Genomic DNA, 26,561 nt, shown 5'->3' with positions numbered 1-26,561 from the left:
ATTTAGTGTTTAAAAATTTAGGTTATATAATAATTTTAAATAAAAAGATCTTCCGTATCCAAGTAAGAGGGAACTGTTATCTACAGAATGTGTGCCACCATTATTCCCATTACTTACATTAACATTAGTGATGTCTAACAGGTTTCTTCCACCAAGTGTTACGTCTATTTTTTTGTCTAAAAACGACTTTCTAATAGAAGCATCTAACCAACTATAAGCATCAGTTTTTGATTTTGAAAATGTATAATTACCGTTGGTGTCTGACCCAGAGATGGTATAGTCTTCTAAAGCTCCATTATATTTTAATAAAAGCGTTACAGATGTTTTTAATGGTGCTACATAATACGAAGCACTTGTGTTTACTTGAAAGTTGTAAAGAAAATCATCATTACCATTAACTTCATTACTGTTAATTCTAGATATACCCTGTAGAGTTGCTCCTAAATTAAAGGATAAATTATCAGTCTTAAATGTGTTTTCTAAAGATAAACTCCATAGTTTAAACTTATCGATATTTATAAATTGATACTGTAATGGAGAAGTATTAATGATAGCGAGATCTATTCTATCAGAGACATCGACATAGGTTAATTTTAAATTATTAACCATTGAAAGTCCATTAAATGAATTTCTCTTTTTTAGATTAACAAAGGCTGAAAACCCATTTTCTGGTTTAAGGTTTTCATTACCTTGAACATCGTGGTTAGAATCTACAAAATAGTAATATAATTCTTCAAAATTTGGAACTCGGTAAGACGTGCCAATATTTGCTCTTAGTTCAAAACCATTATTCATTAAATAACGAGAACTTAATGAAGCCATTGCTTTTGATTTAAAAAGAGAATTGTATTCGTATCTAATTCCAGGTCTTAGAGAGAATTTATTAGTAAAATTAAATTCAGAGGAACCAAAAAAAGCCACGTTGGTTTGTGTATTTGTTTTGTCTTGTTGGGTAATATTTCCTGTAGCTTGTGTATCGAAACCTTCTATATTACGTGCTTCGTAACCTAATTGAAAGTTATAGAAATCATTTTGTACTAAATTACCAATAGTACCTTTAGAGAATAAGGCTTTACTAGATTGATATGTTTCGTCTGTTTCATTGCTACGGTCTTGGCTTAAAATAAAATAATTAAACTCATTTAAATCGCGCTCTTGTTGCTGATAAGAAAGCGCAAAGTTATAGTTAGCACCAGACTTTAAATTTCCATCAATATTCAAATTATTTACAAAACGATTTGTTGTGAAAATTCTATCCGTTGCAGAAGGATTACTCGTTTGATTTTCAGTGTCTATATTCGGTCTAACTGAAGCATCATAATAATTTAGTACTTCATTAAAATATTCAAACTTATAGAGTAGTCTAAAATTATTCCCTTTATAATTGACTAATGCATTAGTGTTTAGTTGTTGTTTAGGAAGCCATTCATAACCTCTTAAACCATCATTTTGATAATAATCTTCACCTTGACGATTATTAAAAAATCCGGCAAAATCATTTCTGTTAAATCCAATTCTTCCCATCCATTTCTCATTGATGTTATGAGCTACACTTATGGATTGTATGTGTCTTCCTTCATCAAACCAGGCATATTCATCGCTCACTGTTTCTTCTTGTAAATAGGCTTGTATGCGCCATTGGTTATCAATAGATTTTTTAGTGATAATGTTTATTACTCCCGAAACTGCGTTGGCACCATATTCAACTCCCATAGCGCCTTCAACGATTTCAATACGTTCTATATCATCGAGGTTTATTTGAGTTAAATCTATGTTGTTACCCAAACCATTATCACTCACTAAAGGGATATTATCTGTTAAAATATTGAAGTATTGTGAGTCTAATCCAAAGAAAGATATTGTAGAGCGTCCTGTTTGCGCATTTGGAATAATATTTAAGTTTAGGTTAAAATTTAATAAATCTGCAAGGTTATTAGCTGCTACTTGTTCTATCTGTTTTCTATTAATTACTATGACGTTATGAACAGATTTTTTAATGGATCTTGGATTGTATTGGCCAGTTATAACAACTTCATCTAAGGATTCAGTCTTAGTACTATCAACTGCTGTTTCGCTTTTTTGAGCAAAGGACCATGATAAGAAAAAAAGAAAAAAATAAATGACTTTTTTATTTTTATTTAGACTCATTCTATATAAATTTGTCGCAAATATATAATCTTATTTTAATTCATTCTAAATAAGAATAAGGTTTTTTAATTTTTTTTTCTAATCAAATAGCAAACATTTAAAAATGAAAAGAGTAGTGCCAATTTTAGTCATTGTATTAGCCTTTACTTTACACAGTAATGCACAAAATAAGAAGTCAAAAGACCAAGAAGCTATTAAAAAGATGTGTGGTTGCTTTGAAGTAACGTTCAATTTTAGTGAGACGTTTAACTATAGCAATGATTCACTTTATAGACCTTCAGAAACTAAAGTCGATAAAGGTTTAGAATACGCGGTTGCCATTGTAGATGAAGATGATAAAATTTCAATTCAACATTTATTGCAGGTAGGGAGACCAGATCAACCGATGATTGTGAAGCATTGGAGACAAGATTGGTTATTTGAAAATACTGATTTTTACATGTATAATGGAGATAACGAATGGCTTTTTGAAAACAAATCTAAAGAAGATGTAGAAGGACAATGGACACAAAAAGTATATCAAGTAGATGATAGTCCACGTTATGAAGGATCTGGAACTTGGATACACGTAGATGGAAAAAACTATTGGGAGAATACAACAACAGCACCATTACCACGACGAGAATATACAAAGCGTAGCGATTACAATGTAACGCTTAGAGGTAACCGTCAAGAGATTACAAAATATGGTTGGTTACACGACCAAGACAACGCTAAGATTATTAGAGAAGCAGGAAAAGAAGATGTGGTGTTAGCCAAAGAAAAAGGTTACAATACGTATGTAAAAGTAGAAGATAGCAGATGCCAAGCAACTATTGATTGGTGGAAAGCAAACCAAGATAAATGGGCTTTAGTAAGAAATAAATGGGATAAGGTTTACGGTAGAGATAAAGATTTATTGTTAGAAACTAAAGTAGATAATAAGCCGCTTTATAAATTTTTATTTGATGATGCCGTTGTAAAGCAAAAAGAGATTAATACTACCATTGAATCATTTGTAAAAAAGTAATATGCAAAATTTAAAATCATTTTTAGTTATTATTAGTGTTGCGTTGTCTTTACAAGGATTTGCGCAGCACAATGTATTCTTAAACCGTGAGTTTTGGAATACTAAACCAACGGTAAAAATTGTAGAAACTAAAATAAAAGAAGGCAATAATCCTGCAGAAGCCAATGGCAATAATTTTGATGGAGTAGTGTATGCAATATTGCAAGAAATTCCAATAGAAACCATAATCTATCTTATTTCTCAAAAAGGAAACGATGTCAATAAATTAACGCATGATGGCAGAACTTACGCGTTTTGGGCAGCTTATAAGGGTAATGATGAATTGGTGCAATACCTTTTAGAGAATGGTGCTAAAACAAATATAACAGATGATAAAGGGAATTCTATAATTAATTTTGCTGCAGGTTCTGGTCAGCAAAACACCAAAGTATATGATCTTGTTATTAAATACGGATTAGACTTACAGAAAGACCTAAATCCAGATGGCGCCAACGCTCTATTGTTAGCTGCTCCAAATGATCCAGATTTTAAACTGGTCACATACTTTCAGTCTAAAGGATTAGATATTAATAGTGTAGATAATCAGGGTAACGGAATCTTTAATTATGTGGCTAAAAAAGGACAAATAGAATCTTTAAATGCTTTACTAAAAAGAGGAATTAAAGGAACAGATGAGGTGTTTATATTTGCAGCAAATGGTGCAAGAGGTACAACAAATGGTATTGAAGTCTATAACTATTTAGAAAGTGTGGGTTTAAATCCTAATGTAACTAATGAAGAAGGAGTTTCACCACTTCATATTTTAGCAGCTAAAAGCAAAGATTTAGATGTAATTAAATTCTTACTAGATAAAGGTTTAAAAGTGAGTGCCAAAGATCTTAAAGGAAATAATGCGTTAATGTATGCGGCTTCAAACAATAGTATAGAAACTGTTAAGCTTTTGGCTGATAATTTAAAAAATTATGAGGAAACTAACAATAATGGCCAGTCAGCATTGACGCTCGCAGTGGGCGGAAATTCGTCAGATGTTGTAGAATTCTTCATCGATAAAGGTTCTAAAACTGATATAATAGATAATGAAGGGAACAATTTAGTTTATTATTTAATTGATTCTTATTCAACGAGACGTAAAGAAGCCTTTTCTCAAAAGATGGAATTACTTAAAACTAATAAAGTAGATCTCACTAAGCTTCAAAAAAATGGAAATACATGGTTTCATTTAGCGGTAGAAAAAAATAGTATTGATTTATTAAAATTAGCATTAGAGATGCATCAAGATATTAATACAAAAAACAGCGAAGGAAATACAGCATTGCATTTAGCAGCCTTAAAAGCGACAGACGATGCTATTCTTAAGTTTCTTATAGAACATGGAGCAAAGAAAGAATTGGTTACTGATTTTGAAGAATCTGCTTATGATTTAGCACAAGAAAATGAGTTGCTAAAAAAGAATAATATTTCAATTGAATTTTTAAAATAATATAATTTTGAATATGAAGAACATACGTACAATAGCATTATTATGTGTTGCAATTTTTAGTTTAGTATCATTTACTAATCCTGTGGAATCTACAAAGTACAAATGCATGATTCAAATGACTAATTATACAGGTGAAGGAGCCTATATTGTTGTTTCATTATTGAATCCAGAAGGCGACTACGTAGAAACCTTAAACGTTATTGGTGACGATGATGAATGGTACAATACAATAGAGTCTTGGTGGGATTTTTACGGCAAAAGACGTAACGATATTGATGCCATTACAGGAGCCACAGTGAGTGGAGGAGCGCGCACAATTAATGTCATTGAAATTGATAACAACATATTAGATAAAGGTTATAAGTTAAGATTTGAAACTGCTGTTGAAGATCAAGATTATTTTGAAAGTGATGTGGAATTTGAATTGACTTCAGAAACCATAAAATCTAAGGTTGAAGGCATAGGTTTTATCCGTTACATCCGTATGATGCCTCAATAAAACAGACACTATGACCATTTCCATATGGAGATACAGTCATTTAGTCTTGGCTGTTATGTCTTCTTTGTTCATTTTAATAGCATCTGTAACAGGTGCTATTTTGGCGATTGAACCTATTACAAATCAGTTGCAACCGTATGCTGTTTCTGGAGCAAACGCCACTTCTCTTGCCAAAACCTTAAGTGTTTTACAACAAGAGTATGATGAGGTCTTTACATTAGAACTTGATACTAATGATTTTGTAATTGCGTCAGTCATTACCAAAGAAGGAAAGAGTGAAACCATTTATATCAATCCCATTACAGGTGAAAAATTAGGTGATATTATTAAGAAAGCACCAATTTATGAATTTGCAACTAACCTTCATCGTTCGCTTTTCTTAAAAACAACAGGTCGTGTTTTAACTGGTGTGGTATCCTTTTTATTATTTCTGATTTCAATAACAGGAATTAAATTAATACTGAAGCGTCAAGGTGGTATCAAACGTTTCTTTTCTAAAGTGGTTAGGGAAAATTTTGATCAGTATTACCATGTCGATATTGGGCGATATATGTTGATTCCTATTGTAATTATTACACTTTCAGGTGTGTTTCTATCGCTTGAAAAATTTGATGCACTTCCAGATTCTAAAATCTCACACAACTATCCTGAGCAAGCTGAGGTTGAAAACAAATTAAACATTATAGATTTTCAAACATTCCAAAATATACCACTTGCAGATGTAAAGTATGTGGAATTTCCATTTTCTGATGATATTGAAGATTATTTCACCATTAAATTAATTGATAAAGAAATTCTAGTCAATCAATATACAGGAGATATTGTCAGTGATCAAAACACATCACTTGTAGCATTAGCTTCTAATTGGAGCTTAATTCTGCATACAGGTCAAGGGACTATTATATGGTCGGTAGTATTGTTGCTAGCGAGTTTAGCTATTTTATTTTTTATGTATTCTGGTTTTTCTATGACTTTAAAACGAAGAAAAGAAACAACAAAAATTAAGAACAAATTTAAAAAAGACAATGCTGAATATATCATATTAGTTGGTTCAGAAACAGGAAACACTTTCAATTCTGCCAAGCAATTTTATGAGGCTTTAGTGGTTTCAGGACATTCTGTTTTTATTGCGGCTTTAAATGAGTATTCAACATATAAAAAAGCCAAGTATTTAACAATATTTACATCTACTTATGGAGAAGGTGAAGCGCCAACAAGTGCTTCAAATTTTGAAAAGTTACTTCAAAAAGTGACGCAAAATCAAAACATTCAGTATTCTGTTATTGGTTTTGGGTCATTAATGTATGCGGATTATTGTAAATATGCCATAGAAGTAGATGAGTTATTGAAAAAGCAAGACCATTTTGTAGAACATCTTCCGCTTTTCAAAATTAATAACCAATCGTTTGAGGCTTATAAAACTTGGATTAAGCTATGGAATGATCTTACTAATCACGATTTAAAAATTAAATTTCAAAAACCTCAAATCAATTTAAAAAAAATAAATGAATTTAAAGTCATTAATAAAACGGAACCTAATTCGGATGATTCGTTTTTAGTCCAATTGCGATCACATAAAAAGATCAAATTTAAATCTGGTGATTTATTGTCGTTATACCCAGAAGCCGATTTTATTGAGCGCCAATATTCCATTGGTAAAATTGATAACGATATCATATTGAGCATTAAAAAGCACAAATTTGGCGTCTGCTCTAATTATTTTAACAACTTAAAAATCAACGAGATTGTAAAGGCAAAAATCACACGAAATTTAGATTTTCATTTTCCAACAGATGCAAAAGAAGTGGTGATGATAGCTAACGGAACAGGTATTGCACCGTTTTTGGGAATGATTAATGAGAACCATAATATAATTAAAACCCACTTATTTTGGGGAGGACGTACGCAAGATTCCTTAGGTATTTACGAGAATATTATAGATTCTGCATTTAGTAAGAAGACCTTGTCTTGTTTTCATGTTGCGTATTCACAAGAGCAGAAAACTAAAATTTACGTTCAAGATTTAATTACAGAACATCAAGAGTTGATAACTCGTGTTTTAAATTCTAATGGAGTCGTGATGATTTGTGGTTCTGTGGCCATGCAAAATCGCGTTTTGGAAATCTTAAATAAAATTACCACAGAACAACTTAACAAACCATTAAGTACGTTTAAAAATAACGAACAAATAAGAATGGATTGTTATTAATAAACAGAACATATGTGTCATAATATAAAAGTTTTATCAAAAGTTAGTCATGGTGAATTATCATTATGTAAAGAATGTCATATTTATCATTTGGAGTTTAACAATATTTATTTCGAATTTACGAAGCACCAATACCATCGCTTTAAAAATTATTTAATGGAGATAGAAGAAGATTATTGGGAGGAATTCTATGCAGATGCTAGAGTGAAACGAAAAATTCCTATTCCTTCTATTCAAGAGAATTTGGTTTTAATGTTTAATAAACAAGAAATTTTAGAACTTAAAGCGCTTTTTTGTAATAGAGGTTGTGTTTTTGAAAATTATATTTCATTAGAAGATTTAGACTATACTCTAATTCTTAACTAATAATATTTCAATTTTTGATATAATTTTGGAGCTAACTATACGAATATTTGTATTTAACAATAAATTAATCTTCAAAACCTCATATAAGACTTCTTGGTTGATATTAAATCCTTACCTTTGTGCGCAATTATATCTTAATTGCCATGACAGCACACGAAAATAAAATTGTTGGAGAAGGTCTTACTTACGATGACGTACTCTTAGTTCCAGCATTCTCTGAAGTTCTTCCTCGCGAAGTTAATATTCAAACAAAATTTACAAGAAACATTACCATTAACATTCCTGTGATTTCCGCAGCAATGGATACGGTTACCGAAAGTAAAATGGCGATTGCTATGGCCCAAGAAGGTGGCATTGGCGTGTTGCATAAAAACATGACGATTGAGCAGCAAGCAGATAAAGTGCGACGTGTAAAGCGTGCTGAAAGCGGTATGATTATCGATCCTGTGACGTTACCATTAACAGCTACTGTTTTTGATGCGAAGTCAAATATGGCAGAACACAGTATTGGTGGTATTCCAATTGTTGATGATAATGGAATTTTAAAAGGCATCGTTACCAATAGAGATTTACGTTTTGAGCACGAAAGCAAAAAGCCAATTATTGAGGTAATGACTAAAGAAAATTTAGTCACTGCAGCTGTTGGGACGTCTTTAAAAGATGCTGAAAAAATTCTTCAACAAAATAAAATTGAAAAATTATTAATCGTTGATGATAGTTATAAACTAAAAGGTCTTATTACGTTTAGAGATATCACTAAGGTGACACAAAAGCCAAATGCCAATAAAGATTCTTTCGGTCGTTTACGTGTAGCAGCGGCTATTGGAGTCACAGGAGATGCTGTAGAACGCGCTTCGGCTTTAGTAAAAGCTGGTGTTGATGCGGTGATTATAGATACTGCTCATGGTCATACTAAAGGTGTGGTTTTAGTTTTAAAAGAGATTAAAAAGAAATTTCCAAAATTAGAGGTCATTGTTGGTAACATCGCTACTGGTGAAGCCGCAAAATATTTAGTAGAAGCTGGAGCAGATGCGGTTAAAGTAGGTATTGGTCCAGGTTCAATTTGTACAACTAGAGTAGTAGCAGGAGTTGGTTTTCCTCAATTTTCTGCAGTATTAGAAGTTGCTGCGGCTATTAAAGGTACTGGAGTTCCGGTAATTGCAGATGGAGGTATTCGTTATACAGGTGATATTCCAAAAGCAATTGCAGCTGGAGCAGACACTGTAATGTTAGGATCTCTTTTAGCAGGTACAAAAGAAAGTCCTGGAGAAACCATAATCTATGAAGGAAGAAAATTTAAATCTTACCGTGGAATGGGTTCTGTAGAAGCTATGAAACAAGGTAGTAAAGATCGCTATTTTCAAGATGTTGAAGATGATATTAAAAAATTAGTGCCAGAAGGAATTGTAGGTCGTGTACCTTATAAAGGAGAATTAGAAGAAAGTATTCACCAATTTATTGGTGGTCTAAGAGCAGGTATGGGTTATTGTGGTGCTAAGAATATCGAGACTTTAAAAGAAACAGGACGTTTTGTGAAAATTACGAGTTCTGGTATTAACGAAAGTCACCCACATGATGTTACTATTACTAAGGAAGCACCAAATTATTCGAGATAAATTATTACTACTTAGGTAGAATATATATTACAAACAGCATCATTACGATGCTGTTTCTTTTTTTAATAAGAGTTATTCTAAAATAGTTTAAAACTTTATAATAGTTAGTTTTTAGAGTACAAAATGATATTTAAGTCAAAAGATAATAATTATTCGACTCTTTTTTAAAGGATAATAATGCACAGGTACCATTTTCCTAACTTCTTTTGTTTTTAAAAAATAACACTTATTGACGGTTAGTATCTACCATTTTATAAATCAGTTAGCGCGCTATTATGAAGCAGCATCCATCTCAGCTTTCACTCTATTTATAATAACCATAGCTTTATCTAATTCATCATTATGCACATAAAGTTCTTGAAATCCTTGATTCATTGATGCATAACCAGCTAAACGTTGCGATTCTCCTTCATCTTTAATAATAGGAATAATTCCAACATGTTCCAATTCTTCTTTAACTCGTGTAACTAATATAAAGTTACCGTAATAAACTTTTGTATATTCTGTAGTGCTCATAACTATATGTATTAATTGTCTTAGAAAAGTTACGAAATATTAACGATAAATCCTATTTATAAACAAAACAAAACAATATACTTAACCTATGCTTTTTTAATTACTCATAGTTTTTGGCTATTAAAACATAAGTTAAAAAGATTAAATCGTCTCACTGACAGCTCAATATTTAATAAATTTATAAAAAATAAAATCCTAAAAATATATAATAATGGAACACAGCAAAAACCCACACGGATCTGATGGAGCCGCTTTATCAGATGTTAATGATTCAAATATTGGTAAATGTCCATTTATGCATGGAGCTAATACAGCTTCAGATAAATCAGTTATGGACTGGTGGCCAAATGCATTAAATCTTGATATTTTACACCAACAGGATGTTAAAACAAACCCACTAGGTGAGCGTTTTGATTATAAAGAGGAATTAAAAAAGTTAGATGTAGCCGCTTTAAAAGCCGATTTGAATAAGTTAATGACCGATAGTCAAGAATGGTGGCCTGCGGATTGGGGGCATTATGGAGGTTTAATGATCCGTATGGCTTGGCATGCTGCTGGTTCTTATAGAATTGCTGATGGTAGAGGTGGAGGTGGTACCGGAAACCAACGTTTTGCACCATTAAATTCATGGCCAGATAACGTAAGCTTAGATAAAGCGAGACGTTTACTATGGCCTGTAAAGAAAAAATATGGTAGCAAAGTGAGTTGGGCAGATTTAATCATTTTAGCTGGTACTATTGCTTATGAAAGTATGGGCTTAAAAACTTTTGGTTTTGCTTTTGGACGTGAAGATATTTGGGGACCAGAAAAGGATACATATTGGGGAGCAGAAAAAGAATGGCTAGCACCAAGTGACGAACGTTATGATGATGTTGCCAATCCTGCAACCATGGAAAATCCATTGGCTGCCGTACAAATGGGATTAATTTACGTGAATCCAGAAGGAGTAAACGGTAAGCAAGATCCAATGAAAACAGCTGCTCAAGTACGCGAAACGTTTAAGCGTATGGCTATGAATGATGAAGAAACTGTGGCTTTAACTGCAGGTGGACATACTGTTGGGAAAACACACGGAAACGGAAATGCTGAAATCTTAGGTCCAGAACCAGAAGCTGCACCTGTAGAAGAACAAGGTTTAGGTTGGAGTAATCCTACCAAATCAGGCAAAGGACGTTATACAGTAACAAGTGGTTTAGAAGGTGCTTGGACAACACACCCTACAAAATGGGATAATGGTTTCTTTGAAATGTTATTTAATCATGAGTGGGAACCACGTCAAAGTCCGGCTGGAGCTTGGCAATGGGAACCTGTAAGTATTAAGGAAGAAGATATGCCAGTTGATGTTGAGGATTTAACAACAAAGCATAATCCTATGATGACTGATGCAGATATGGCGATGAAAGTTGATCCAATCTACAAAGAAATTTCATTAAAATTTATGAACGATTTTGATGGTTTCTCTGATGCTTTTGCAAGAGCTTGGTTTAAGTTAACACACCGTGACATGGGACCTAAAGACCGTTATTATGGACCAGATGCACCACAAGAAGAATTGATTTGGCAAGATCCAGTGCCACAAGGTACTAAAGATTATGATGTTGCTAGTGTAAAAGACAAGATAGCAAATTCAGGATTAAGCATCTCAGAACTAGTTGCTACAGCTTGGGATAGTGCCAGAACCTTTAGAGGATCTGATTATAGAGGAGGAGCCAACGGAGCACGTATTCGTTTAGCACCACAAAAAGATTGGCAAGGTAATGAGCCAGAACGTTTATCTAAAGTATTGTCTGTTTTAGAACCTATTGCTAAAGAATTTGGTGTAAGTATTGCAGATACCATTGTATTAGCTGGTAATGTAGGTATTGAAAAAGCCATTGAAAATGCAGGTTTAGATATTGAAGTACCATTTGCACCAGGACGTGGAGATGCTACTTTAGAGATGACAGATGTAGAATCGTTTGAGTACCTAGAACCTTTAGCAGATGGTTACCGTAACTGGTTGAAAAAAGATTATATCGTTAGTCCAGAAGAAATAATGCTAGATCGTACGCAATTAATGGGCTTAACAGCACCAGAAATGACGGCTTTAGTTGGTGGTATGCGTGTTATTGGTACTAACTATGCAGATACAGCACATGGTGTATTTACAGACCGAGTAGGAGCTTTAACAAATGACTTTTTTGTAAACTTAACGGATATGGCAAATACATGGAAACCATCTAATGGTATTTACAACATTTGCGATCGTAAAACAGGAGCTGTAAAATGGACAGCAACAAGAATAGATTTAGTATTTGGTTCTAACTCTATACTTAGAGCATATGCTGAGTTTTATGCACAAGATGATAATAAAGAAAAATTTGTTAGAGACTTTGTTGCTGCTTGGACTAAAGTAATGCAGTTAGATCGTTTTGATTTAAAATAATTAAATGAATTAAGAAGAAACATAAGGAGGAGTGGGATTAAAAACTCATTCCTCTTTCTTTTAAAAAAATAAAGAAGATGAAAGATATCGATGTGTTTTTCGAGGCCATTCGTTCTGGTGATAAAGACAGACTAGAAGCCTTAATAAATATAAATCCTAAATTAATAAGCGAAAAAGATGCTCGTGGATTTACTCCACTCATTTTAGCAACCTATTTTGATAATGAAGTGGCAACGCAATTACTTATAGATCATAATGCAGATATCAATGCCAAAGATGCTTCAGGTAATACGGCTTTAATTGGTGTAAGCTATAAAGGCAGTGTGGCCATTGCAACAACGTTATTAGAAAAAGGCGCAGATCTTAATGCCGTAAATAATAGTGGCATAACGGCATTAACGTTTGCTACGCAATACAATAAAATTGATATTGTAAAATTGCTTTTAGACTATAAAGCAGATACAAGCATTAAAGATAATAACGGTAAAACGGCTTTAGACTATGCAAAAGACAAGCAGTTTACTGAGCTTATTGCACTTTTAAGCTAGTAGAACACAATACTAAAATTAAGAACTGAGTTTAAAATTAGCTTGTTAAGGCTTTTTTTACACTCAGTTTTTTTAGGTTCAATTGGTTGTGTTTATTTCATTAATTCTATTTGAAATTTTGAGGCGTCAAATACCATTGTATCATAACTAATTAATTGCTTATTATCGCGAAAACCTTGACTTTCCGATTATTTCAAAATGGATACTTTTTGTTTAAAAATGATGATTATTTAATTCTTTAAGTGAATTGACTTAAAGCAGTTGTTTTTGAAAAACAAGAGATTGCATAAATATTTTAGATTTAAGTAAAAACTTAATGTGTAGTTTTAGTTACAATCTTATTTTACTATAAGGTCAATTATACTTTTATGAAAATTTATAATGGATTCTGCACTTTCAGTATGCTGTTCATATTTTAATGAGAATACAGTGTCAATGGTATAGTTGTCTTTGTTTTGCTTACCAACCGTTTTAATTTGAAAAGCGGTGTTTTCAATAAGGTTGTTTAATTTGAATCTACGCATTAAAATATCAATGTTTTGCTTCAATTTATGATCTGAAGCTGTAACCTTCCAATTACGTTTCTTAAACAGTACAAGTTTAGTAAAGTGGTCAATTGTATCTATTTTAAATTCAGGGCTATTGTCCTTACTTATGGATTGCATTTGGAATTTAGCTGTATCTGAATTTCCAAAATCATATATTATTGAAATGATGAAATTTTTATACACCATTTGCAACTTATATTTAGAAATGTGTACAAATGAACCTGCTTCTCCGGCAACCTTGAAATCCTTACTCTCAAAATCACCATTGTTTTTATTACAAATTCGTTTCAGCTCAATTTCGGGATCCATAGTAATACTTTAAATATTGTGTAATAGATACTATTTATTCTAAACAAATTATGCCGTCTTGTGCTATTTGTTGTCCATCATTTGTTGTCATCGTAGCTTTATAAGACATACATTTTCCTTCAATTTTGGTTTTTGATATCACAATACCATTATTTTCATTAATCCATTTAATATTTTCGTCTAATTCACCTTTAGAAGCGTCGTGGGTTAATCTGTAAGTACAATCATCAATCCATTCAATAATTGCATAAGTAGGCTCTCCATTACCAATTCCATTCTTCCATTCTATTTGATTATTGTTTTCTCTAATTACAACATATCGATTAATATTAAGATCTCTTTCTGTAGTTATTACACTTACACTGTCTTTTGACGTCATGGTATATTTCTGCATTTCGTCACTTGCTGGGATGTAAAACGTACCAATTTTAAAATCCTTACAAGTCAATTCCTGGGCACTCGTAGTAAGTCCGATTAATAATAAAGTAAAAAGTAAGAATGTCGTTTGTTTTATATGGTTCACAATGGTCTTGTTTTTTTTGTTGAGAGGTTAAACTCCTAATTTAGTAAATAAAAACCTATTTATTTAATGAAAGCGATGTTCTCAAAATTGTTTTCGCTATGTTGAAATTTTAGAGCTTTAAGTTTTACATCATATAAAAAACTGTGTGTCTTTTCATTGGTGCTAAATCTTTTGCCTATCCAAATGGGTTTGAGATTTAATTCGGATTCTACTTTTATATTATGTTCACAAAATGCGAAATAGATTTCTTGTAAACTAAAACTTATTAAACATTCCTCGATTCCAAAGTTTAACTTTCTGTAATCAGAGATATCACTTTCCGTATATATCCATTGTTCATTGGTATATAGATCACCAGTTTTATTATGCACCGCAATATTCCAATTGCCAGAGTTTTCTGCAATGACATTAGTTAATTCAGGATTGGTTGCGTTTTTTGTTATTTCTAAATGGTCTTGGCGGTTTGTTTTAGGAATTGAAGAACCAAATGTCTTTGCGTAATTCAATACTATAGGATGCGATTTAGAGATGGCATCAATACTATCCAATTTACAAAAAGGTAGTTTCCATTCGTTAAAAATGAACCGATGTAAGTCTTCTAAATTCTTTATCACCATGTTTCTTTAAATTATGTGTAATTGTTGGTCGCGTTTTACTGTATCATTCTAAACGCGTTTAAAACGCTATTTAGAGTTGCTCTCTTTCATATTGCCAATATTCAGCTTCGGTGTTAAATCCTAAGATATCTAAATCACATTCTAATTCCATATTGCAATCCTTTGCCATGGCGTTGTAATAGTTAACATCATCCGAAGTGGCTTTCCACATGAGCTTAAACTGACCTTCTTTTATTTCAAACCTAATGTCATTATTGTAAAGTTCACGAGGCCTCCAAATGCCGTAATGTGCTGCAGAATCTTTTTCTATGTTAATCTCGTAGCCTTTTTCAATAGTAATAATAGTGTTATTTAATTCTTCTAATGCCTTTAAATCGGTGTAGAAAAGCCTAAGTTCTAGCCAACATTCATCTACTTCAGGATGTAATGTTTCATTTAATGATTTCTCTAGTGCCTTATATTCACTTTCAGTGCGCTCTTCAGAATCAGCTGAGAGATAAATGTTTAATACAATATTGCCATGCTCATTTTTAAAATAGGTGAGCTTTTTTTTCTCAAACTTATCAAAATATACTAATCCGTCTTGTGTTCTAATTTTTAAGTAGTCGTTCATTTCTCATGTGTTGCAAAGTGCTTGGTTAAACACCTAATTTAGCAAATAAAAACCGAATTCATCCAAGCATAACCAACTAGCAATTCAAAAGCGTGCTATCTGCTATTTCCGTATGCCTACAGAACCCTTAGGCGATGGGTGAAGGGCATAGGTGAAATCTGGATGGATATTAGGCTCATCACGATGCGAAACAAACAAAATACTGGTCTCACTTTCTTTTGCGATTTTATTGATTAATGCAGAAATAAGCGCTGTACCTTCATCATTGACATTAATTAAGGGTTCATCTAAGATTAATAAAGGTGGATGCTTAATCATCGCTCTTGCTATTAATATTAAGCGTTGAGCAGCTGGTGATAATTTAAGAAAAGCGGTGTTTTTTTCTTGACTTAGATTTAAGACGTCCATCCACTGTGCTGCCGTATGTTTTTGTGCCGTAGATGGTGTTTGGTAAAGTCCAATACTATCAAAAAAGCCTGAAATAATCATTTGCTCTACGGTATAGTTTCGTTTAAATAATTCTAACATTGCAGGACTAATAAACCCAATCTTTTGTTTGATATCCCAAACACTCTCACCACTGCCTTTTTTATTACCAAAGAGATATATTTCTTGGCCATAACCCTTGCTATTGTTTCCATAAATCATAGAAAGCAATGTGGTTTTACCAGAGCCATTAGGACCTATTAAATGCCAGAATTCCTTTTTTTTGATGGTCCAGTTGATACCTTTTAGAATGGAACGGTCCTCATAGCTTACCTGTATATTCTTAAGTTCTACAAGCACTTCTGGAATATTAGAGTAGGTTGTGATTGCAGGCGGAATGTCTTTATTAAAAACAAACTCCCTTTTTTTAAAATGATAGTCTGCAATGGGTACCACAGCTTTAAGCTCCGCTTTTTCAAATGTAATGGCATGCGTCATTACAGGTAATACATCATCTTGTCTGTTAAAAATAAACACGATAGGCATGTCATTAGACAACGCTATTAATTGTTGTTTTAATGCAGACACAGACGATTTGTCTAAGGTTTCATAAGGATTATTTAAGACTATAAAATCTGGTTTTTGTTGCAGTAAATAAGCCAGTAATGCTTTCTTCTGCTCACCAGTAGATAATGTTCTAAGGCTTCTGTTTTTTCCTGATGTTAACTCAAAATTATCGTGTTTTTCTTCCTCTTGAATGTATTTTTCTAAAGTGGTATTTGAAAACAAAACCCCTTTTTTGCCTTCTAATCCTGGTAATTTATAGGAACCATTAAGTAAGTGCGATAACCAATGCTCTTGTGGTGAACGCGTTGTGTCTTCAATGGCATAATGCTGATGTGATGGTTTCATTGTTCTAGTTAGAAGTGTTTCAATATTTGAGTTGTTCCCAATCCTAATTTACGTGAATAGCTACTGTTCTTTAACGCTGTCTCAAAGGCACCAACGGTTGCGAGCAAATTATTGATGGTTTTCTCGATTTCATTTATGGCGTGTTGTTGTTTATTCAATGATTTTATTTTTTTGATCGTTAATGGTCACTAAAATTCTAGTATTCTACCTTTGACTTATTCTTTAATTTATTTTCTATGATAGGGTATAGGTTGTACGTTGGATAAATTTCTGTTGTAAAAGCCTTCCATGCCGTTCTCTCAATCGCCAAATTTACAGCAGATAATTTTGAAGCAGGAAGTTCTAACACCACCACTTGACCAAGTCCCATAACCACAAACCAATTGACTACAGAAGTCCCTTCTGGAGGGAGATTTTCATAAAAGCCTTGATCTGTTCTTATTTTTTCAATCTCATTTAAAGTCATACTTTGATCATGTTTAAGAACGACGGTTAATAACAACTTGTCATCCTCTTTTTCAGAACTGGGTTTTGCATCTAGCGTCACTTTTGACTTATTTTTCAATTTGTGTTCTATGATAGGATACAAATTGTAAGTTGCATACATTTCTGTTGTAAAAGCCTTCCATGCGGTTCTCTCAATGGCTAAATTTACAGCAGATAATTTTGAAGCAGGAAGTTCTAACACCACCACTTGACCAAGTCCCATAACCACAAACCAATTCACTACAGACACACTTTCTGGAGGGAGGTTTTCGTAAAAACCTTGATCCGTTCTTATCTTTTCAATCTCATTCAAAGTCATACTTTGATCATGTTTAAGAAAGATGGTTAGTAACAACTTGTCATTAGCATTTTCAGAACTCGATTTTTCATCAAGCGATTGTGAATAACCAGTGAATTGTAATAAGAATAATCCGAGTAATACTGCGTATTTCATATGTTATAACTTTTAGATGTATTGTGTTTTTTATTTTATTGTCAAATTTTAGATTTGATTCTGCTTAATGTTTCATGTGATATATTGATATAAGAGGCTACAATTATGTGATTTCAATGTATCTAGTTTTGTAAGTATTATTTTGGTTTTTATTATTCCACAGGCAAAACTAATGTTGTCTAAAATAAGATTATTTGACATAAGTCAATAAATCTATTTTTTAATACTATAAGTTTTATGCTTTGGTCTAATTTGAACTATGATGTATTGCAGGCTTGTTCACTGAACTTCGGTGATGCTTGTTTTAAGTATTAAATTTAGCAAATAAAAACCGAATAGAACATCTGTGTGGACATGCCTAAGTAGGCTAGAACTAGCAATAAATTATATACCGTGTTACACACTAGCTTTTTCTATTATTTCACTCATTACTTGTTTCGGTAGGTGCCAATTCAACTGTTTAAAAGGTGTCAAATTCAATTTCTCTGTTAATTCTCTAATCACAGAAGCATTAAAAACATCATAGTCATATTTAAGGTAGTCTATCTTTGAAATATTATAATTGATGATTCCTGTCATTTTTTTATCGTTATCAGTTGAGTAGAATTTCAACTCTCCAACATTATCAACAAGAAATTCTGCATCAGTCTTAATTTTTTCAAAATCTAATTGTGCGTAAAAATTTTCAAGGAACAATAAATGAATTTTATCTAGTTCAGTCGTTGAAAACCTTGGAATTATAACAGAATAGAAACTTTTAGAATTAACAAAAATCAAACATTTTTTTCTTGCAATATATAATACAGAAGCATTCCATTTGCCAAAAATATTTTCAACATTCAGAGTTCTATTTTCAATTCTTTTTTTTATTAAATTTTCTAGTTTTTTTGTTGTAAATATTTCTGTCATCAGCTTGTATGTAACATTGTTGTATGTGGTTTGCTTTGTCTGTTCGCTGCGCTTGGTTGTTGCGTGGTAAAGCACTTAATTTATTAAATAAATCAAAGATAGAATATTTCGCAGGAATGCTTGAAAGTAGGCGAGGACTAGCCATTAATTTTATACGGTGTTGACTACTACGGATTTTGGCTAACAACTATTTTCGATGGCAAGATATTTAGATTGCAGGAATAAAACGCATATTAAAAATCAAAAAAATAGTATTAATGAATCTGTAAAAACTTGCAAGACATATTTATATTTAAGATTTTGTCAATTCCATTATTTTTAGAAATGTTAGAACTAATCCTATAATTCCACTAATGTATGCAATAGCTTTGGTTGTGCCATAATCTTCTAATTTATTGTTAACTAGTTCTAAATCAGCTTTTAGTTTCCTCAATTCTAAATCCTCTTTGTAAATGGCTTTTTTTTCGACTTTTTTCAAATCATTATCTATCTTTGAAAATCCACCTTGCTCTAAAAATACTTTAGTAAATTCATTAGCAAATAAAATAGGTTCATTTTTTCCACGCCATCTGAAATTACAGACATTTGGGTTCGCCAATTCCATTTCACGAATTAAAGAAATAATTTCTATCGTAGTCAAATCTTTGAACAAATCTCTTTTAAATTTATTTTGTGTAAAAGTCTTATTAGTACCATGACTAGGCAACATATGCTTGAGTATTAAATCATATTTTTCTGCCTCCATAATTTTATGTGTTGCTTTAAGTAATTGAACTCGGAATAATGTTTACCAACGTATTTATCTATAGTTAGTTATGTGCTTTAAGCACTAAAGTTAGCAAATAAATCACAGATAGAAAGTCTGCGAGGACTTTCGTAAGTAGGCTATAACTAGCAATGAATTATACACATTGTTGTACAACATTATTTTTTTATTCCGATTTCAATATAATACCAAAAATGGTCTTTTTTAAATTCGAAAACTTCGAGTTCGTGTCCAGAGAAAACTGCTCTTAAAGCCTTTTCAGTTCCACCAGAACGAACCCTGTTTTCCGCTGAAATTTTATTTCCATTTTTATCAGTCAGCCAAATTGTTTGGTCGTCTTTTTGATAATATTCTTCAATTTGACTTTTATCGATAGTTTGAATTAGAAAATCATTTTTTCCTATTTTATTTTCAGAGAAAAAGCGAAGTTCCCAACTTGATTTTGGATTATATTTTTTGTTCAGTTTTTCAATCCATTCAGTTTTATAATTCTGTTGAGTTTCTTGAACTGCTTTTTTATCAGCGTACATTTTGACAAATAAGTCAATCGAGTTTTTTGTCAATCCAACAATTTTATTTTCTATGAATAGATTTTCTGTGTTGTTCAGGTGATAACTTATAGTAGAATCTAATTTAGTTCCAACAAGTCCATTTCCTCCAGCAGAACCTTTTGCATATAAATTAAGTTGCTTTGTATTCGGTTTGTTCCAAATTTTTACTTCATCTCCAATATTAATTTCAAATTCAGATTCTTTTCTTTCAAAACTAACAGTCTTTTTGAAAGGTGATTTTTTGTTATTTCCGAAAATGCTTGAGAGTATTCCCATAATGTTGTACAACGGTTAGTATATGAAAAGTAGCCGATTACGAAGCACGAAACTTTCAGTTAAGCACAAAGTCTGATAAGAGCCAAAGCCATTGAATTTATTGCTGTTTCGCCTATTTTTTATATACATTGTTAGGCATAGTTTTTACATTGAGAACAATTCGCCAAGTTCATTATCATCATCTATTTTAACCATATTTCGTAATTGATTTAATAAAGAATTACGATTTGAATTACGAAAGTTCAATTCGATGAATTCATTTACAACTATTTCTAAATTCTCATTTGAATATCTTAAATTGAAATCATCAATTACAGGTATCAAAAAAGTTTTAAGAAAAATTTGTGTATCCAATTCGTAAAGGAAATTTAACAAACTAGAACTTAGTTGAATTTGTTTACCCATTAATATCTTTTCATAAAATGCTACTTTTGTATTCAGAGAAAGTCTTGAAATAAAAAGTGATGCTAAATATTCTAGTAGTAATATATGTGGAAATGAGTAATAATCTACATTATGTATTAAAATATTAACCGTAATGGTTAAGTCATAAATAAGTTTTTCATTTTCAAATTCTATTCCTTGATTTCGTTTGATTAATTCTAATTCCGAAATTAAATTATCTTTGGTAAACATATATTTGGATGTTATCAGAGCTCTAAATGCCAAGATAATTGAAACATATTCTAACTCATCTTTATTTAGGCCAGAGAGCTTGTTTCTAACATAACCAAGTTTGCTTACTGAATCATGTTTCGAAAATAAAGTGTCAATTATATTTCTAAAAAATATAGACTTACTTTTTGGAATATTTAATTCGTTTTGGCCAATTATATAATTTATATAAATCGATAAAAATAAGGGCGTTGTTAGATATTGTTGGAAATTTGAATCTTCCCTAATCGAATCGTAAAACATGTCTTTTTTATGATTAGATAACTCTAATCTTTCGATATAAAGCGAAATATCATTTACATTTAATGGAGCTATTTCAACAATATGGAATTGTGAAAGACTTTCTATATTAGTTCCTGGTCGAGAAGTTATTACAAATTTATTTTTGTTGTATTTGTTAATAAACTTTTGAATTTGCTCAATGACATCCCTTCCTTGACTAAAATTAATTTCGTCAAAGCCATCAAATAAGAATATGAAATTACCGCTCTCGAAAAGCTCTTTAACTTCTTGATTGTAATTAAGACTTAGAGCATCACAAACAAAATCCTCAAAACTGTGTTTTTCAGATATGAAGTTTCTTAATTCTAAGTAGATAGGAATGCTGTTGCTATGCTCAATAGATTTTAAAAGAATGAATTTTAATAAGGTTGTTTTGCCGCTTCCAGCACTTCCTAATATAACAGTTTTACTATAATTTTCTATTAGCTCTAAGGGATTATTAATTCTTAGAAAATTATTTTCACTTTTTAATGTTAGAGGTAAATAATTAGAATAAAAATCAATAGGTTCGTTTCTAAACAGCAAGTTCTTTGTTAGACGGAATCGTTCATATAAATTTGCAAGATGTGACCCAATATCATTAGCTAATTTCTTTTTCTTGGAGGCATCCATAATACCAGAAAATGCTGATTCGATTAATTTATTTAATGTATAATCTATCATTGTTCTGAATTTTGAGAGTTATTATCATTACAGTCTAAGAATTCATCAGGAATATTTCTTGGAGCAAGAAAACTATCATCAGTTTTCTCAATTAATTCTCTCCAGTTTTTAATATTGTTTATATCGCATCTTTCAAATTTAGAACCTTTTATATTGGACGAATGAACATCAGCTCTCAGAAGAATACACTCAATAAATTTTGTTCTTGATAAATTGGAGACTCGAAAATTAACATCTTCAAACTGGCATTTAGAAAATTCTGAATCTATTATTTCAGCTAGTTCAAGATTAGAATTCATGAAATCTGAATTATTTATTTTAGTTTTATTTAATATAGCAGAATACAAATTTGAACTGTGTAGTTTAGCGTTATTTAATTCTGTATTTTCAAGATTTATCTGTAATGCTTTTGTACTGCTCAAATTGGTGTCATTCATTTTGCAGTTACTAAAATTGGCATTACTTAAATCTGCATTTTCTAAGTTTACTCCGTTTAAATTTGAACCACTCAAATTTAGATTAGATAAATTAGCGTTGTTCAAATCAGCATTAATAAGAGTACCGTCTTGAAGCCACCCTTTTTCTCGCAATTCCTTAACAGCTCTTGAACTTAATCCTTTTTCCTCACTCCCCAACTCTCTAATCAAACGAAGTTTTAAGCTTTTCTCTTCCTTAGATTCATATAGATAATTTATTAATAGTATGGTTATCGATATACTAATGAATTCTGCACTAAAATTCGCGTAAAAGTTTTTTATCAAAAATGAAAATGGCCAAGTGTCCGGATATTTATGAAAAAAAACAAGGGCTAACCCTAAGAACAAAAAGAGGTAACCTATTTTTTTTATTATGTCTGTTTTTTTTAACATTTATTAATTTGTTTGATGTTAATCTTAGTTTCTTTAAAATATGCCTAACGGTTTTGTATATGATACGTTGCGTGTATAAGCAACTAATTTAGCAAATAAAAACTGAATAGAATATTCCGCAGGAATATTCGTAAGTAGGCTAGAACTAGCAATGGATTATACGGTGTTGTAAGCAGTATTTTATTTCGCTAATGTAAATTTGTCTAACATATCAAAACCTACAGTCTGACAAAAATGTGCTAATTCAAAAAACTCTTGAAAACTTATTACTATTCTTTCTCTGTCATTAAAAAATTTTGTTTTTTTAATAGAAGTCATTTGTAAATTGTCTTCAACAAGGTCAATTATATCAAGTCGTTCAAGTTCTTTGGTTTCATTTTCATTTTTTATTTCAACGTTATAATACCACCAATTTAATTCGATTCCGTTTTCCACATTAAAATCATTTGGATGCACGATTCCATTTCTATGCACTAAACAATTCCGAGTTTTATTCAACGATAACATTTCCGATTTATATTTGAGAGGACTTTTTAAAGATTTCTCAATTTTGGTTATTAAGTCAGGAAAACTAAGTTTCGTTAATTTTTTGTCTCTTTCTAATATTAATTTTTTAAATTCCTCTATTGTCTGTTTTGGATTTTTTTTAATCTTTTCATTCAGATTTATGATATAACTGAAACTAAACATTAATTCGTTGAGTGCAGAAATTAAATCTTCAAAACCTTTCTTTAAAATCCAAATTTTAAAATTTTCTTGACTTTTTTCAAAGTCCATTTTCATAAGTGGCTGATGAGTGAAAATTGAATTTTCATCATCTCTCAATGATTCTGGTAATTCATCTGTTTTATCGAGAGAATTTATGCCAAAAAAAACAGCGTTTGTACATTCGCTTAATTTCTGATTTAGAGTAATTAAAGAGTCATTTCTGTTCAACTTTAATGTTGCTGTTAAATTCTCGTTCATCGGTTTGTGGATATTGCTTACAACTCGTTATATAATAACTTTTATCATTCATATCCCTAAATATAGCACGTTAATCCTAACATTTATAAATTAAAGAGATTTAGCAAAAATAATTGTTATTTGTAAGTAAATCAATACGTAGAACTACGTATGTTTTTCTAATACAACAGCGAAGCTACAACCTTCTAATTTAGATCCATTACGGTAAACCGTAGCCATAAACTATAAACATCAAAACCCTATAAAACGCAAAAACCACCTTGCTTTCGCCAAGTGGTTTTATATTCATATCATAACTATGAATTAAATCTACTGCGCTTTCCAGTCCGTTTTTAAGTAGGTCAGTGTCTCTTCTAAAGCTTGTTTTGATGGTTTAGGATTAAAGTTGAGTTCTTTTTTAGATTTACTAATATCATAATCTTGTTTAAGTCCATAAAACATATCTAAATAATGGCGTTGCAATAAGGGTTCTTTTCCTGTGAGTTTACTACTCAATTCCATGAGGCCTGCAACAGCATACAATAGGTATTTGGGGACTTTTTTAGGTGTTTTTAGTTTTAATTCTGGGTATAGCTTTGCCGCTATGTTTACACTGTCTTGTAAGGTGGTGTGTATTGGATTAGAGAGGATATAGCGTTCTTGGTCTTTGCCTTTTAGCATGGCTTGGTAAGCGCCAAAAGCCACGTCTTTTACATCGACCCAGTTTAAGGTGACGTTGGTGTCTACAGGGATTTCGCCTTTTAAAATTTGATAGACTAAGTTGTTGGAATAACTGAGTTTGTGAGCCTGGCAGCCAATCATTGCCGATGGTAAAATGAGAACGGTTCTGATGTTGTATGTTTCACCTAAGGTTAAAGCCAGTTTATCAGAATCGTTTTTAGAATTGTAATACCAGTTTCTTCGGTCTGTGTTATACCCATTATCTACGTTGGCCGGTAAGGTGTTAAAGTCTAAAGCGGCTACAGAACTGACATAGACGATGTTTGTAATGCCACATGCTTTGGCGCTATCGAACAGATTTTGCGTGCCTTTTAGGTTGTTGTCGTAAATCTCCTTTTTTGGATCTTTTGCCCACATGCTAAAGTTGGCGGCCACGGCATAGATGTGCGTAACGTCTTTACATGCTTTTCTTAGGGCTGCTTTGTCTAGAAGATCTGCTTGTACCACCTCACAATTTAAACCTTTAAACGGTGCGGTGTTATTTAAATCTCTAACGGTTGTTCTTACGTTTTGGTTTTTGGATAGCAACAAACGGATTAGATTGTTTGCTAAATGGCCATTGCCACCGGTTACTAAGGCTAAGTCTTTACTCATCACTATTGTTTTTTTGTTTGTGTAAAGGTCTGCCGTAATGCCGCGTTGCAAAATAACAAATGTTAGATAGTGATCTGTTTTCTAATTCGGCTTAAGGATTGCGGTTCCATACCTAAGAAGGAGGCGATATTGTCTACAGAGACGTTTAGGGCTAGGTTAGGCTGTTGTGTTATAAACTTTAGATAGCGTTCTTTTGCTGTTAATACTTGGAAATCTTTGACGCGTTCTATTTTGCAATTGAGGTGCTCGTTGGTGACTGTTTTTATAAAGTCGCTCCAAAAGGTGGATTGCGCTTGGATGAGCTCGAAATCTGGTTTAGAGATTTTAAGTAGTTTACAGTCGGTAATGGTTTCGTAATAGTCCGAAGCAGGAGTTTCACTCATAAAACTTTCTAGGGAGGTGAAGAAATCGTGCTCGGCGACTAAATGTTGCACTACAATTTTACCATCTACATTTTGATAGCCCTTTACAATGCCTTCACTTAGAAAATACACATAGCGTTCTGTTTTTCCGGCTTCTAAGAGTAGGGTGTTGGCTGGTACATTTTGGGAGGTGAAATAGGTTTCCACTAGACTGCTATCGGTTTGGGATATGTTACATCGTGATTGGATATAGTGGTGTAAGTTTTTCATGGGTGTGTTTTAAATAGGTATGATGCTGTTGCAGCTGTCATAGGGTAAGAATTCATATATCTGTTATACGAAGATAGTTGAAAATTTTACCATGTGAAACCTCGTTTAAAGCAAAAACCACCTTGCTTTCGCAACGTGGTTTTAAACTGTACTCATTTTTCTTTTTCTCTTATTTATCAATAGATCCTAAAACGCGTTTCATAAATCCGTTAACGGCTTCTTTTTTAGGTGTACCTTCTTTAATCATTTTATTCACTTCAATAGCACCATACATGTTAGAGATTAATTCTCCAATAACGTCTAGTTCTTCATCTTTAAGCGAAGGGACTTCTGTTAAGGCTTCTAAAGTTTCAATCGTTTCAATGATGTAATCTTCATCATTGTCTTCAATGAATTGCGTTAGGTGTTTTATTACAGGTAATTTCATTGCTAATGGTGTTTTGTGTTGTTAAAGGCAATTGGGTATTGTTTGAGGTTTCGACTTACGTTGTAAGCTATCTTCGCTCAACATATATTTTGTTCTCGTTAATGCTCAACCGGACACTCTATGGTTTGATTGTGCTATACTTAACAATGGTGTGTTATACGGCGTCGTCCACCAATTCTTTTAACACATCGAACTTATTCGTTTGTACCTGGCTTTTAAATTCACCGTTTTTGAAGGTTGCAAAGGTTGGTAAATTATCTACGGTTGCTAATTTTCTACTTTCAGGAAATTTTTCAGCATCAGCGATCACAAAGGTTGCCCCTTCATTTTCAGTTGATAATTTCTTGAATTTAGGTTTCATTATACGACAGTTTCCACACCATGTTGCTGAATACTGTACAATAACAGTACCGTTACCATTAATGATTTCTTGCAGATTATCTTGTTCTAATTCTTGTATCATAATTCTTGAATTTTATAAGTCATTGCGAGCATTATGAAGCCTTCTGCTTGTTATAATGAGATTG

Annotated in this window: 26 protein-coding genes; 8 read left to right on the top strand and 18 right to left on the bottom strand. The window is 32.0% G+C overall.

Going from position 1 to position 26,561, the window contains the following annotated elements; genetic code table 11:
• Positions 1-9 precede the first annotated feature (9 nt).
• A complete protein-coding gene (locus tag ACJJVO_RS06500) occupies positions 10-2,148 on the bottom strand; it encodes a TonB-dependent receptor plug domain-containing protein (protein WP_405571923.1) in 2,139 nt (712 codons plus the stop codon).
• A 103-nt stretch (positions 2,149-2,251) separates the two neighbouring features.
• On the opposite strand from ACJJVO_RS06500, the gene ACJJVO_RS06495 reads away from it, so the two are divergent.
• The 6 genes from ACJJVO_RS06495 to guaB all read left to right on the top strand — a co-directional run bounded on the left by ACJJVO_RS06495 (position 2,252) and on the right by guaB (position 9,327).
• Entirely contained in the window at positions 2,252-3,157 is a 906-nt protein-coding gene (locus ACJJVO_RS06495; protein ID WP_405571921.1) for a DUF6607 family protein, read from the top strand.
• A 1-nt stretch (position 3,158) separates the two neighbouring features.
• The gene (locus tag ACJJVO_RS06490; RefSeq protein WP_405571920.1) at positions 3,159-4,637 is read left to right on the top strand and encodes an ankyrin repeat domain-containing protein; all 1,479 of its coding nucleotides are present in this window, start codon (positions 3,159-3,161) and stop codon (positions 4,635-4,637) included.
• 13 nt (positions 4,638-4,650) lie between these two features.
• On the top strand, positions 4,651-5,136 hold the full coding sequence (locus ACJJVO_RS06485) for a DUF2271 domain-containing protein (RefSeq protein ID WP_405571918.1): 486 nt from the start codon (positions 4,651-4,653) through the stop codon (positions 5,134-5,136).
• Between the two features lie 10 nt (positions 5,137-5,146).
• Positions 5,147-7,345: a PepSY domain-containing protein gene (locus tag ACJJVO_RS06480; protein WP_405571916.1), complete on the top strand. Its 2,199-nt coding sequence runs from the start codon at positions 5,147-5,149 to the stop codon at positions 7,343-7,345.
• 12 nt (positions 7,346-7,357) lie between these two features.
• Positions 7,358-7,711: a DUF6686 family protein gene (locus ACJJVO_RS06475; protein ID WP_405571914.1), complete on the top strand. Its 354-nt coding sequence runs from the start codon at positions 7,358-7,360 to the stop codon at positions 7,709-7,711.
• A gap of 143 nt (positions 7,712-7,854) precedes the next feature.
• The gene (gene guaB / locus ACJJVO_RS06470; RefSeq protein WP_405572694.1) at positions 7,855-9,327 is read left to right on the top strand and encodes an IMP dehydrogenase; all 1,473 of its coding nucleotides are present in this window, start codon (positions 7,855-7,857) and stop codon (positions 9,325-9,327) included.
• A 273-nt stretch (positions 9,328-9,600) separates the two neighbouring features.
• Here the strand turns inward: guaB and ACJJVO_RS06465 are convergent, their stop codons facing one another.
• Entirely contained in the window at positions 9,601-9,843 is a 243-nt protein-coding gene (locus ACJJVO_RS06465; RefSeq protein ID WP_405571913.1) for a putative signal transducing protein, read from the bottom strand.
• Between the two features lie 211 nt (positions 9,844-10,054).
• On the opposite strand from ACJJVO_RS06465, the gene katG reads away from it, so the two are divergent.
• Both katG and ACJJVO_RS06455 read left to right on the top strand, forming a co-directional pair.
• Complete coding sequence (gene katG / locus ACJJVO_RS06460) at positions 10,055-12,268, top strand: catalase/peroxidase HPI (protein ID WP_405571910.1); 2,214 nt, start codon at positions 10,055-10,057, stop codon at positions 12,266-12,268.
• Positions 12,269-12,345: 77 nt separating this feature from the next.
• On the top strand, positions 12,346-12,816 hold the full coding sequence (locus ACJJVO_RS06455; protein ID WP_405571908.1) for an ankyrin repeat domain-containing protein: 471 nt from the start codon (positions 12,346-12,348) through the stop codon (positions 12,814-12,816).
• A gap of 338 nt (positions 12,817-13,154) precedes the next feature.
• On the opposite strand, the gene ACJJVO_RS06450 is transcribed toward ACJJVO_RS06455, so the two are convergent.
• The 16 genes from ACJJVO_RS06450 to ACJJVO_RS06375 all read right to left on the bottom strand — a co-directional run bounded on the left by ACJJVO_RS06450 (position 13,155) and on the right by ACJJVO_RS06375 (position 26,497).
• The gene (locus tag ACJJVO_RS06450; RefSeq protein WP_405571906.1) at positions 13,155-13,673 is read right to left on the bottom strand and encodes a hypothetical protein; all 519 of its coding nucleotides are present in this window, start codon (positions 13,671-13,673) and stop codon (positions 13,155-13,157) included.
• 34 nt (positions 13,674-13,707) lie between these two features.
• A complete protein-coding gene (locus ACJJVO_RS06445; protein ID WP_405571903.1) occupies positions 13,708-14,196 on the bottom strand; it encodes a hypothetical protein in 489 nt (162 codons plus the stop codon).
• 59 nt (positions 14,197-14,255) lie between these two features.
• Positions 14,256-14,813 (bottom strand): hypothetical protein, encoded by a 558-nt coding sequence (locus ACJJVO_RS06440; protein WP_405571901.1) that lies wholly within the window; start codon positions 14,811-14,813, stop codon positions 14,256-14,258.
• Between the two features lie 70 nt (positions 14,814-14,883).
• Positions 14,884-15,426, bottom strand: coding sequence for a hypothetical protein (locus tag ACJJVO_RS06435; RefSeq protein WP_405571898.1), 543 nt, complete (start codon positions 15,424-15,426; stop codon positions 14,884-14,886).
• A gap of 102 nt (positions 15,427-15,528) precedes the next feature.
• On the bottom strand, positions 15,529-16,764 hold the full coding sequence (locus ACJJVO_RS06430) for an ATP-binding cassette domain-containing protein (RefSeq protein WP_405571895.1): 1,236 nt from the start codon (positions 16,762-16,764) through the stop codon (positions 15,529-15,531).
• A gap of 196 nt (positions 16,765-16,960) precedes the next feature.
• Positions 16,961-17,704 carry a hypothetical protein gene (locus ACJJVO_RS06425; RefSeq protein WP_405571893.1) on the bottom strand — a complete coding sequence of 248 codons (744 nt, stop codon included), beginning with the start codon at positions 17,702-17,704 and terminating at the stop codon, positions 16,961-16,963.
• Positions 17,705-18,100: 396 nt separating this feature from the next.
• Positions 18,101-18,613, bottom strand: a complete 513-nt coding sequence (locus ACJJVO_RS06420; RefSeq protein ID WP_405571891.1) for a DUF6933 domain-containing protein — start codon at positions 18,611-18,613, stop codon at positions 18,101-18,103.
• A 292-nt stretch (positions 18,614-18,905) separates the two neighbouring features.
• The gene (locus tag ACJJVO_RS06415; protein WP_405571889.1) at positions 18,906-19,358 is read right to left on the bottom strand and encodes a hypothetical protein; all 453 of its coding nucleotides are present in this window, start codon (positions 19,356-19,358) and stop codon (positions 18,906-18,908) included.
• Between the two features lie 179 nt (positions 19,359-19,537).
• On the bottom strand, positions 19,538-20,206 hold the full coding sequence (locus ACJJVO_RS06410; protein WP_405571886.1) for a hypothetical protein: 669 nt from the start codon (positions 20,204-20,206) through the stop codon (positions 19,538-19,540).
• A 144-nt stretch (positions 20,207-20,350) separates the two neighbouring features.
• On the bottom strand, positions 20,351-21,826 hold the full coding sequence (locus ACJJVO_RS06405) for an NACHT domain-containing protein (RefSeq protein WP_405571883.1): 1,476 nt from the start codon (positions 21,824-21,826) through the stop codon (positions 20,351-20,353).
• A complete protein-coding gene (locus tag ACJJVO_RS06400) occupies positions 21,823-22,695 on the bottom strand; it encodes a pentapeptide repeat-containing protein (protein ID WP_405571881.1) in 873 nt (290 codons plus the stop codon). The genes ACJJVO_RS06405 and ACJJVO_RS06400 overlap by 4 nt, the downstream gene beginning before the upstream one ends.
• Positions 22,696-22,875: 180 nt before the next feature.
• Positions 22,876-23,661, bottom strand: coding sequence for a hypothetical protein (locus ACJJVO_RS06395; RefSeq protein ID WP_405571878.1), 786 nt, complete (start codon positions 23,659-23,661; stop codon positions 22,876-22,878).
• Positions 23,662-23,970: 309 nt separating this feature from the next.
• Positions 23,971-24,975, bottom strand: coding sequence for an NAD-dependent epimerase/dehydratase family protein (locus ACJJVO_RS06390; RefSeq protein WP_405571875.1), 1,005 nt, complete (start codon positions 24,973-24,975; stop codon positions 23,971-23,973).
• A 62-nt stretch (positions 24,976-25,037) separates the two neighbouring features.
• Entirely contained in the window at positions 25,038-25,607 is a 570-nt protein-coding gene (locus ACJJVO_RS06385) for a Crp/Fnr family transcriptional regulator (RefSeq protein ID WP_405571872.1), read from the bottom strand.
• A gap of 169 nt (positions 25,608-25,776) precedes the next feature.
• A complete protein-coding gene (locus ACJJVO_RS06380; RefSeq protein ID WP_092443256.1) occupies positions 25,777-26,034 on the bottom strand; it encodes a DUF6952 family protein in 258 nt (85 codons plus the stop codon).
• Between the two features lie 154 nt (positions 26,035-26,188).
• On the bottom strand, positions 26,189-26,497 hold the full coding sequence (locus ACJJVO_RS06375) for a thioredoxin family protein (protein WP_405571869.1): 309 nt from the start codon (positions 26,495-26,497) through the stop codon (positions 26,189-26,191).
• Positions 26,498-26,561 lie beyond the last annotated feature (64 nt).

It is taken from the genome of Winogradskyella sp. Asnod2-B02-A, from assembly GCF_045063645.1.
Taxonomy (GTDB): domain Bacteria; phylum Bacteroidota; class Bacteroidia; order Flavobacteriales; family Flavobacteriaceae; genus Winogradskyella.
Note: the sequence above shows the minus strand (reverse complement) of the source record. Positions and strands in the feature narration are given on the sequence as shown.

What these genes read in the sequence shown, in the direction of transcription:
- guaB (WP_405572694.1), top strand. Translation starts at nt 7,855, where the DNA reads ATGACAGCACACGAAAATAAAATTGTTGGAGAAGGTCTTACTTACGAT.
- ACJJVO_RS06395 (WP_405571878.1), bottom strand. Translation starts at nt 23,661, where the DNA reads ATGAACGAGAATTTAACAGCAACATTAAAGTTGAACAGAAATGACTCT.
- ACJJVO_RS06400 (WP_405571881.1), bottom strand. Translation starts at nt 22,695, where the DNA reads ATGTTAAAAAAAACAGACATAATAAAAAAAATAGGTTACCTCTTTTTG.
- ACJJVO_RS06455 (WP_405571908.1), top strand. Translation starts at nt 12,346, where the DNA reads ATGAAAGATATCGATGTGTTTTTCGAGGCCATTCGTTCTGGTGATAAA.
- ACJJVO_RS06450 (WP_405571906.1), bottom strand. Translation starts at nt 13,673, where the DNA reads ATGGATCCCGAAATTGAGCTGAAACGAATTTGTAATAAAAACAATGGT.
- ACJJVO_RS06380 (WP_092443256.1), bottom strand. Translation starts at nt 26,034, where the DNA reads ATGAAATTACCTGTAATAAAACACCTAACGCAATTCATTGAAGACAAT.
- ACJJVO_RS06465 (WP_405571913.1), bottom strand. Translation starts at nt 9,843, where the DNA reads ATGAGCACTACAGAATATACAAAAGTTTATTACGGTAACTTTATATTA.
- ACJJVO_RS06475 (WP_405571914.1), top strand. Translation starts at nt 7,358, where the DNA reads ATGTGTCATAATATAAAAGTTTTATCAAAAGTTAGTCATGGTGAATTA.
- ACJJVO_RS06425 (WP_405571893.1), bottom strand. Translation starts at nt 17,704, where the DNA reads ATGAAATACGCAGTATTACTCGGATTATTCTTATTACAATTCACTGGT.
- ACJJVO_RS06430 (WP_405571895.1), bottom strand. Translation starts at nt 16,764, where the DNA reads ATGAAACCATCACATCAGCATTATGCCATTGAAGACACAACGCGTTCA.
- ACJJVO_RS06410 (WP_405571886.1), bottom strand. Translation starts at nt 20,206, where the DNA reads ATGGGAATACTCTCAAGCATTTTCGGAAATAACAAAAAATCACCTTTC.
- ACJJVO_RS06375 (WP_405571869.1), bottom strand. Translation starts at nt 26,497, where the DNA reads ATGATACAAGAATTAGAACAAGATAATCTGCAAGAAATCATTAATGGT.
- ACJJVO_RS06440 (WP_405571901.1), bottom strand. Translation starts at nt 14,813, where the DNA reads ATGGTGATAAAGAATTTAGAAGACTTACATCGGTTCATTTTTAACGAA.
- ACJJVO_RS06490 (WP_405571920.1), top strand. Translation starts at nt 3,159, where the DNA reads ATGCAAAATTTAAAATCATTTTTAGTTATTATTAGTGTTGCGTTGTCT.
- ACJJVO_RS06500 (WP_405571923.1), bottom strand. Translation starts at nt 2,148, where the DNA reads ATGAGTCTAAATAAAAATAAAAAAGTCATTTATTTTTTTCTTTTTTTC.
- ACJJVO_RS06480 (WP_405571916.1), top strand. Translation starts at nt 5,147, where the DNA reads ATGACCATTTCCATATGGAGATACAGTCATTTAGTCTTGGCTGTTATG.
- ACJJVO_RS06435 (WP_405571898.1), bottom strand. Translation starts at nt 15,426, where the DNA reads ATGAACGACTACTTAAAAATTAGAACACAAGACGGATTAGTATATTTT.
- ACJJVO_RS06405 (WP_405571883.1), bottom strand. Translation starts at nt 21,826, where the DNA reads ATGATAGATTATACATTAAATAAATTAATCGAATCAGCATTTTCTGGT.
- ACJJVO_RS06390 (WP_405571875.1), bottom strand. Translation starts at nt 24,975, where the DNA reads ATGAGTAAAGACTTAGCCTTAGTAACCGGTGGCAATGGCCATTTAGCA.
- ACJJVO_RS06415 (WP_405571889.1), bottom strand. Translation starts at nt 19,358, where the DNA reads ATGGAGGCAGAAAAATATGATTTAATACTCAAGCATATGTTGCCTAGT.
- ACJJVO_RS06495 (WP_405571921.1), top strand. Translation starts at nt 2,252, where the DNA reads ATGAAAAGAGTAGTGCCAATTTTAGTCATTGTATTAGCCTTTACTTTA.
- ACJJVO_RS06420 (WP_405571891.1), bottom strand. Translation starts at nt 18,613, where the DNA reads ATGACAGAAATATTTACAACAAAAAAACTAGAAAATTTAATAAAAAAA.
- ACJJVO_RS06485 (WP_405571918.1), top strand. Translation starts at nt 4,651, where the DNA reads ATGAAGAACATACGTACAATAGCATTATTATGTGTTGCAATTTTTAGT.
- ACJJVO_RS06385 (WP_405571872.1), bottom strand. Translation starts at nt 25,607, where the DNA reads ATGAAAAACTTACACCACTATATCCAATCACGATGTAACATATCCCAA.
- katG (WP_405571910.1), top strand. Translation starts at nt 10,055, where the DNA reads ATGGAACACAGCAAAAACCCACACGGATCTGATGGAGCCGCTTTATCA.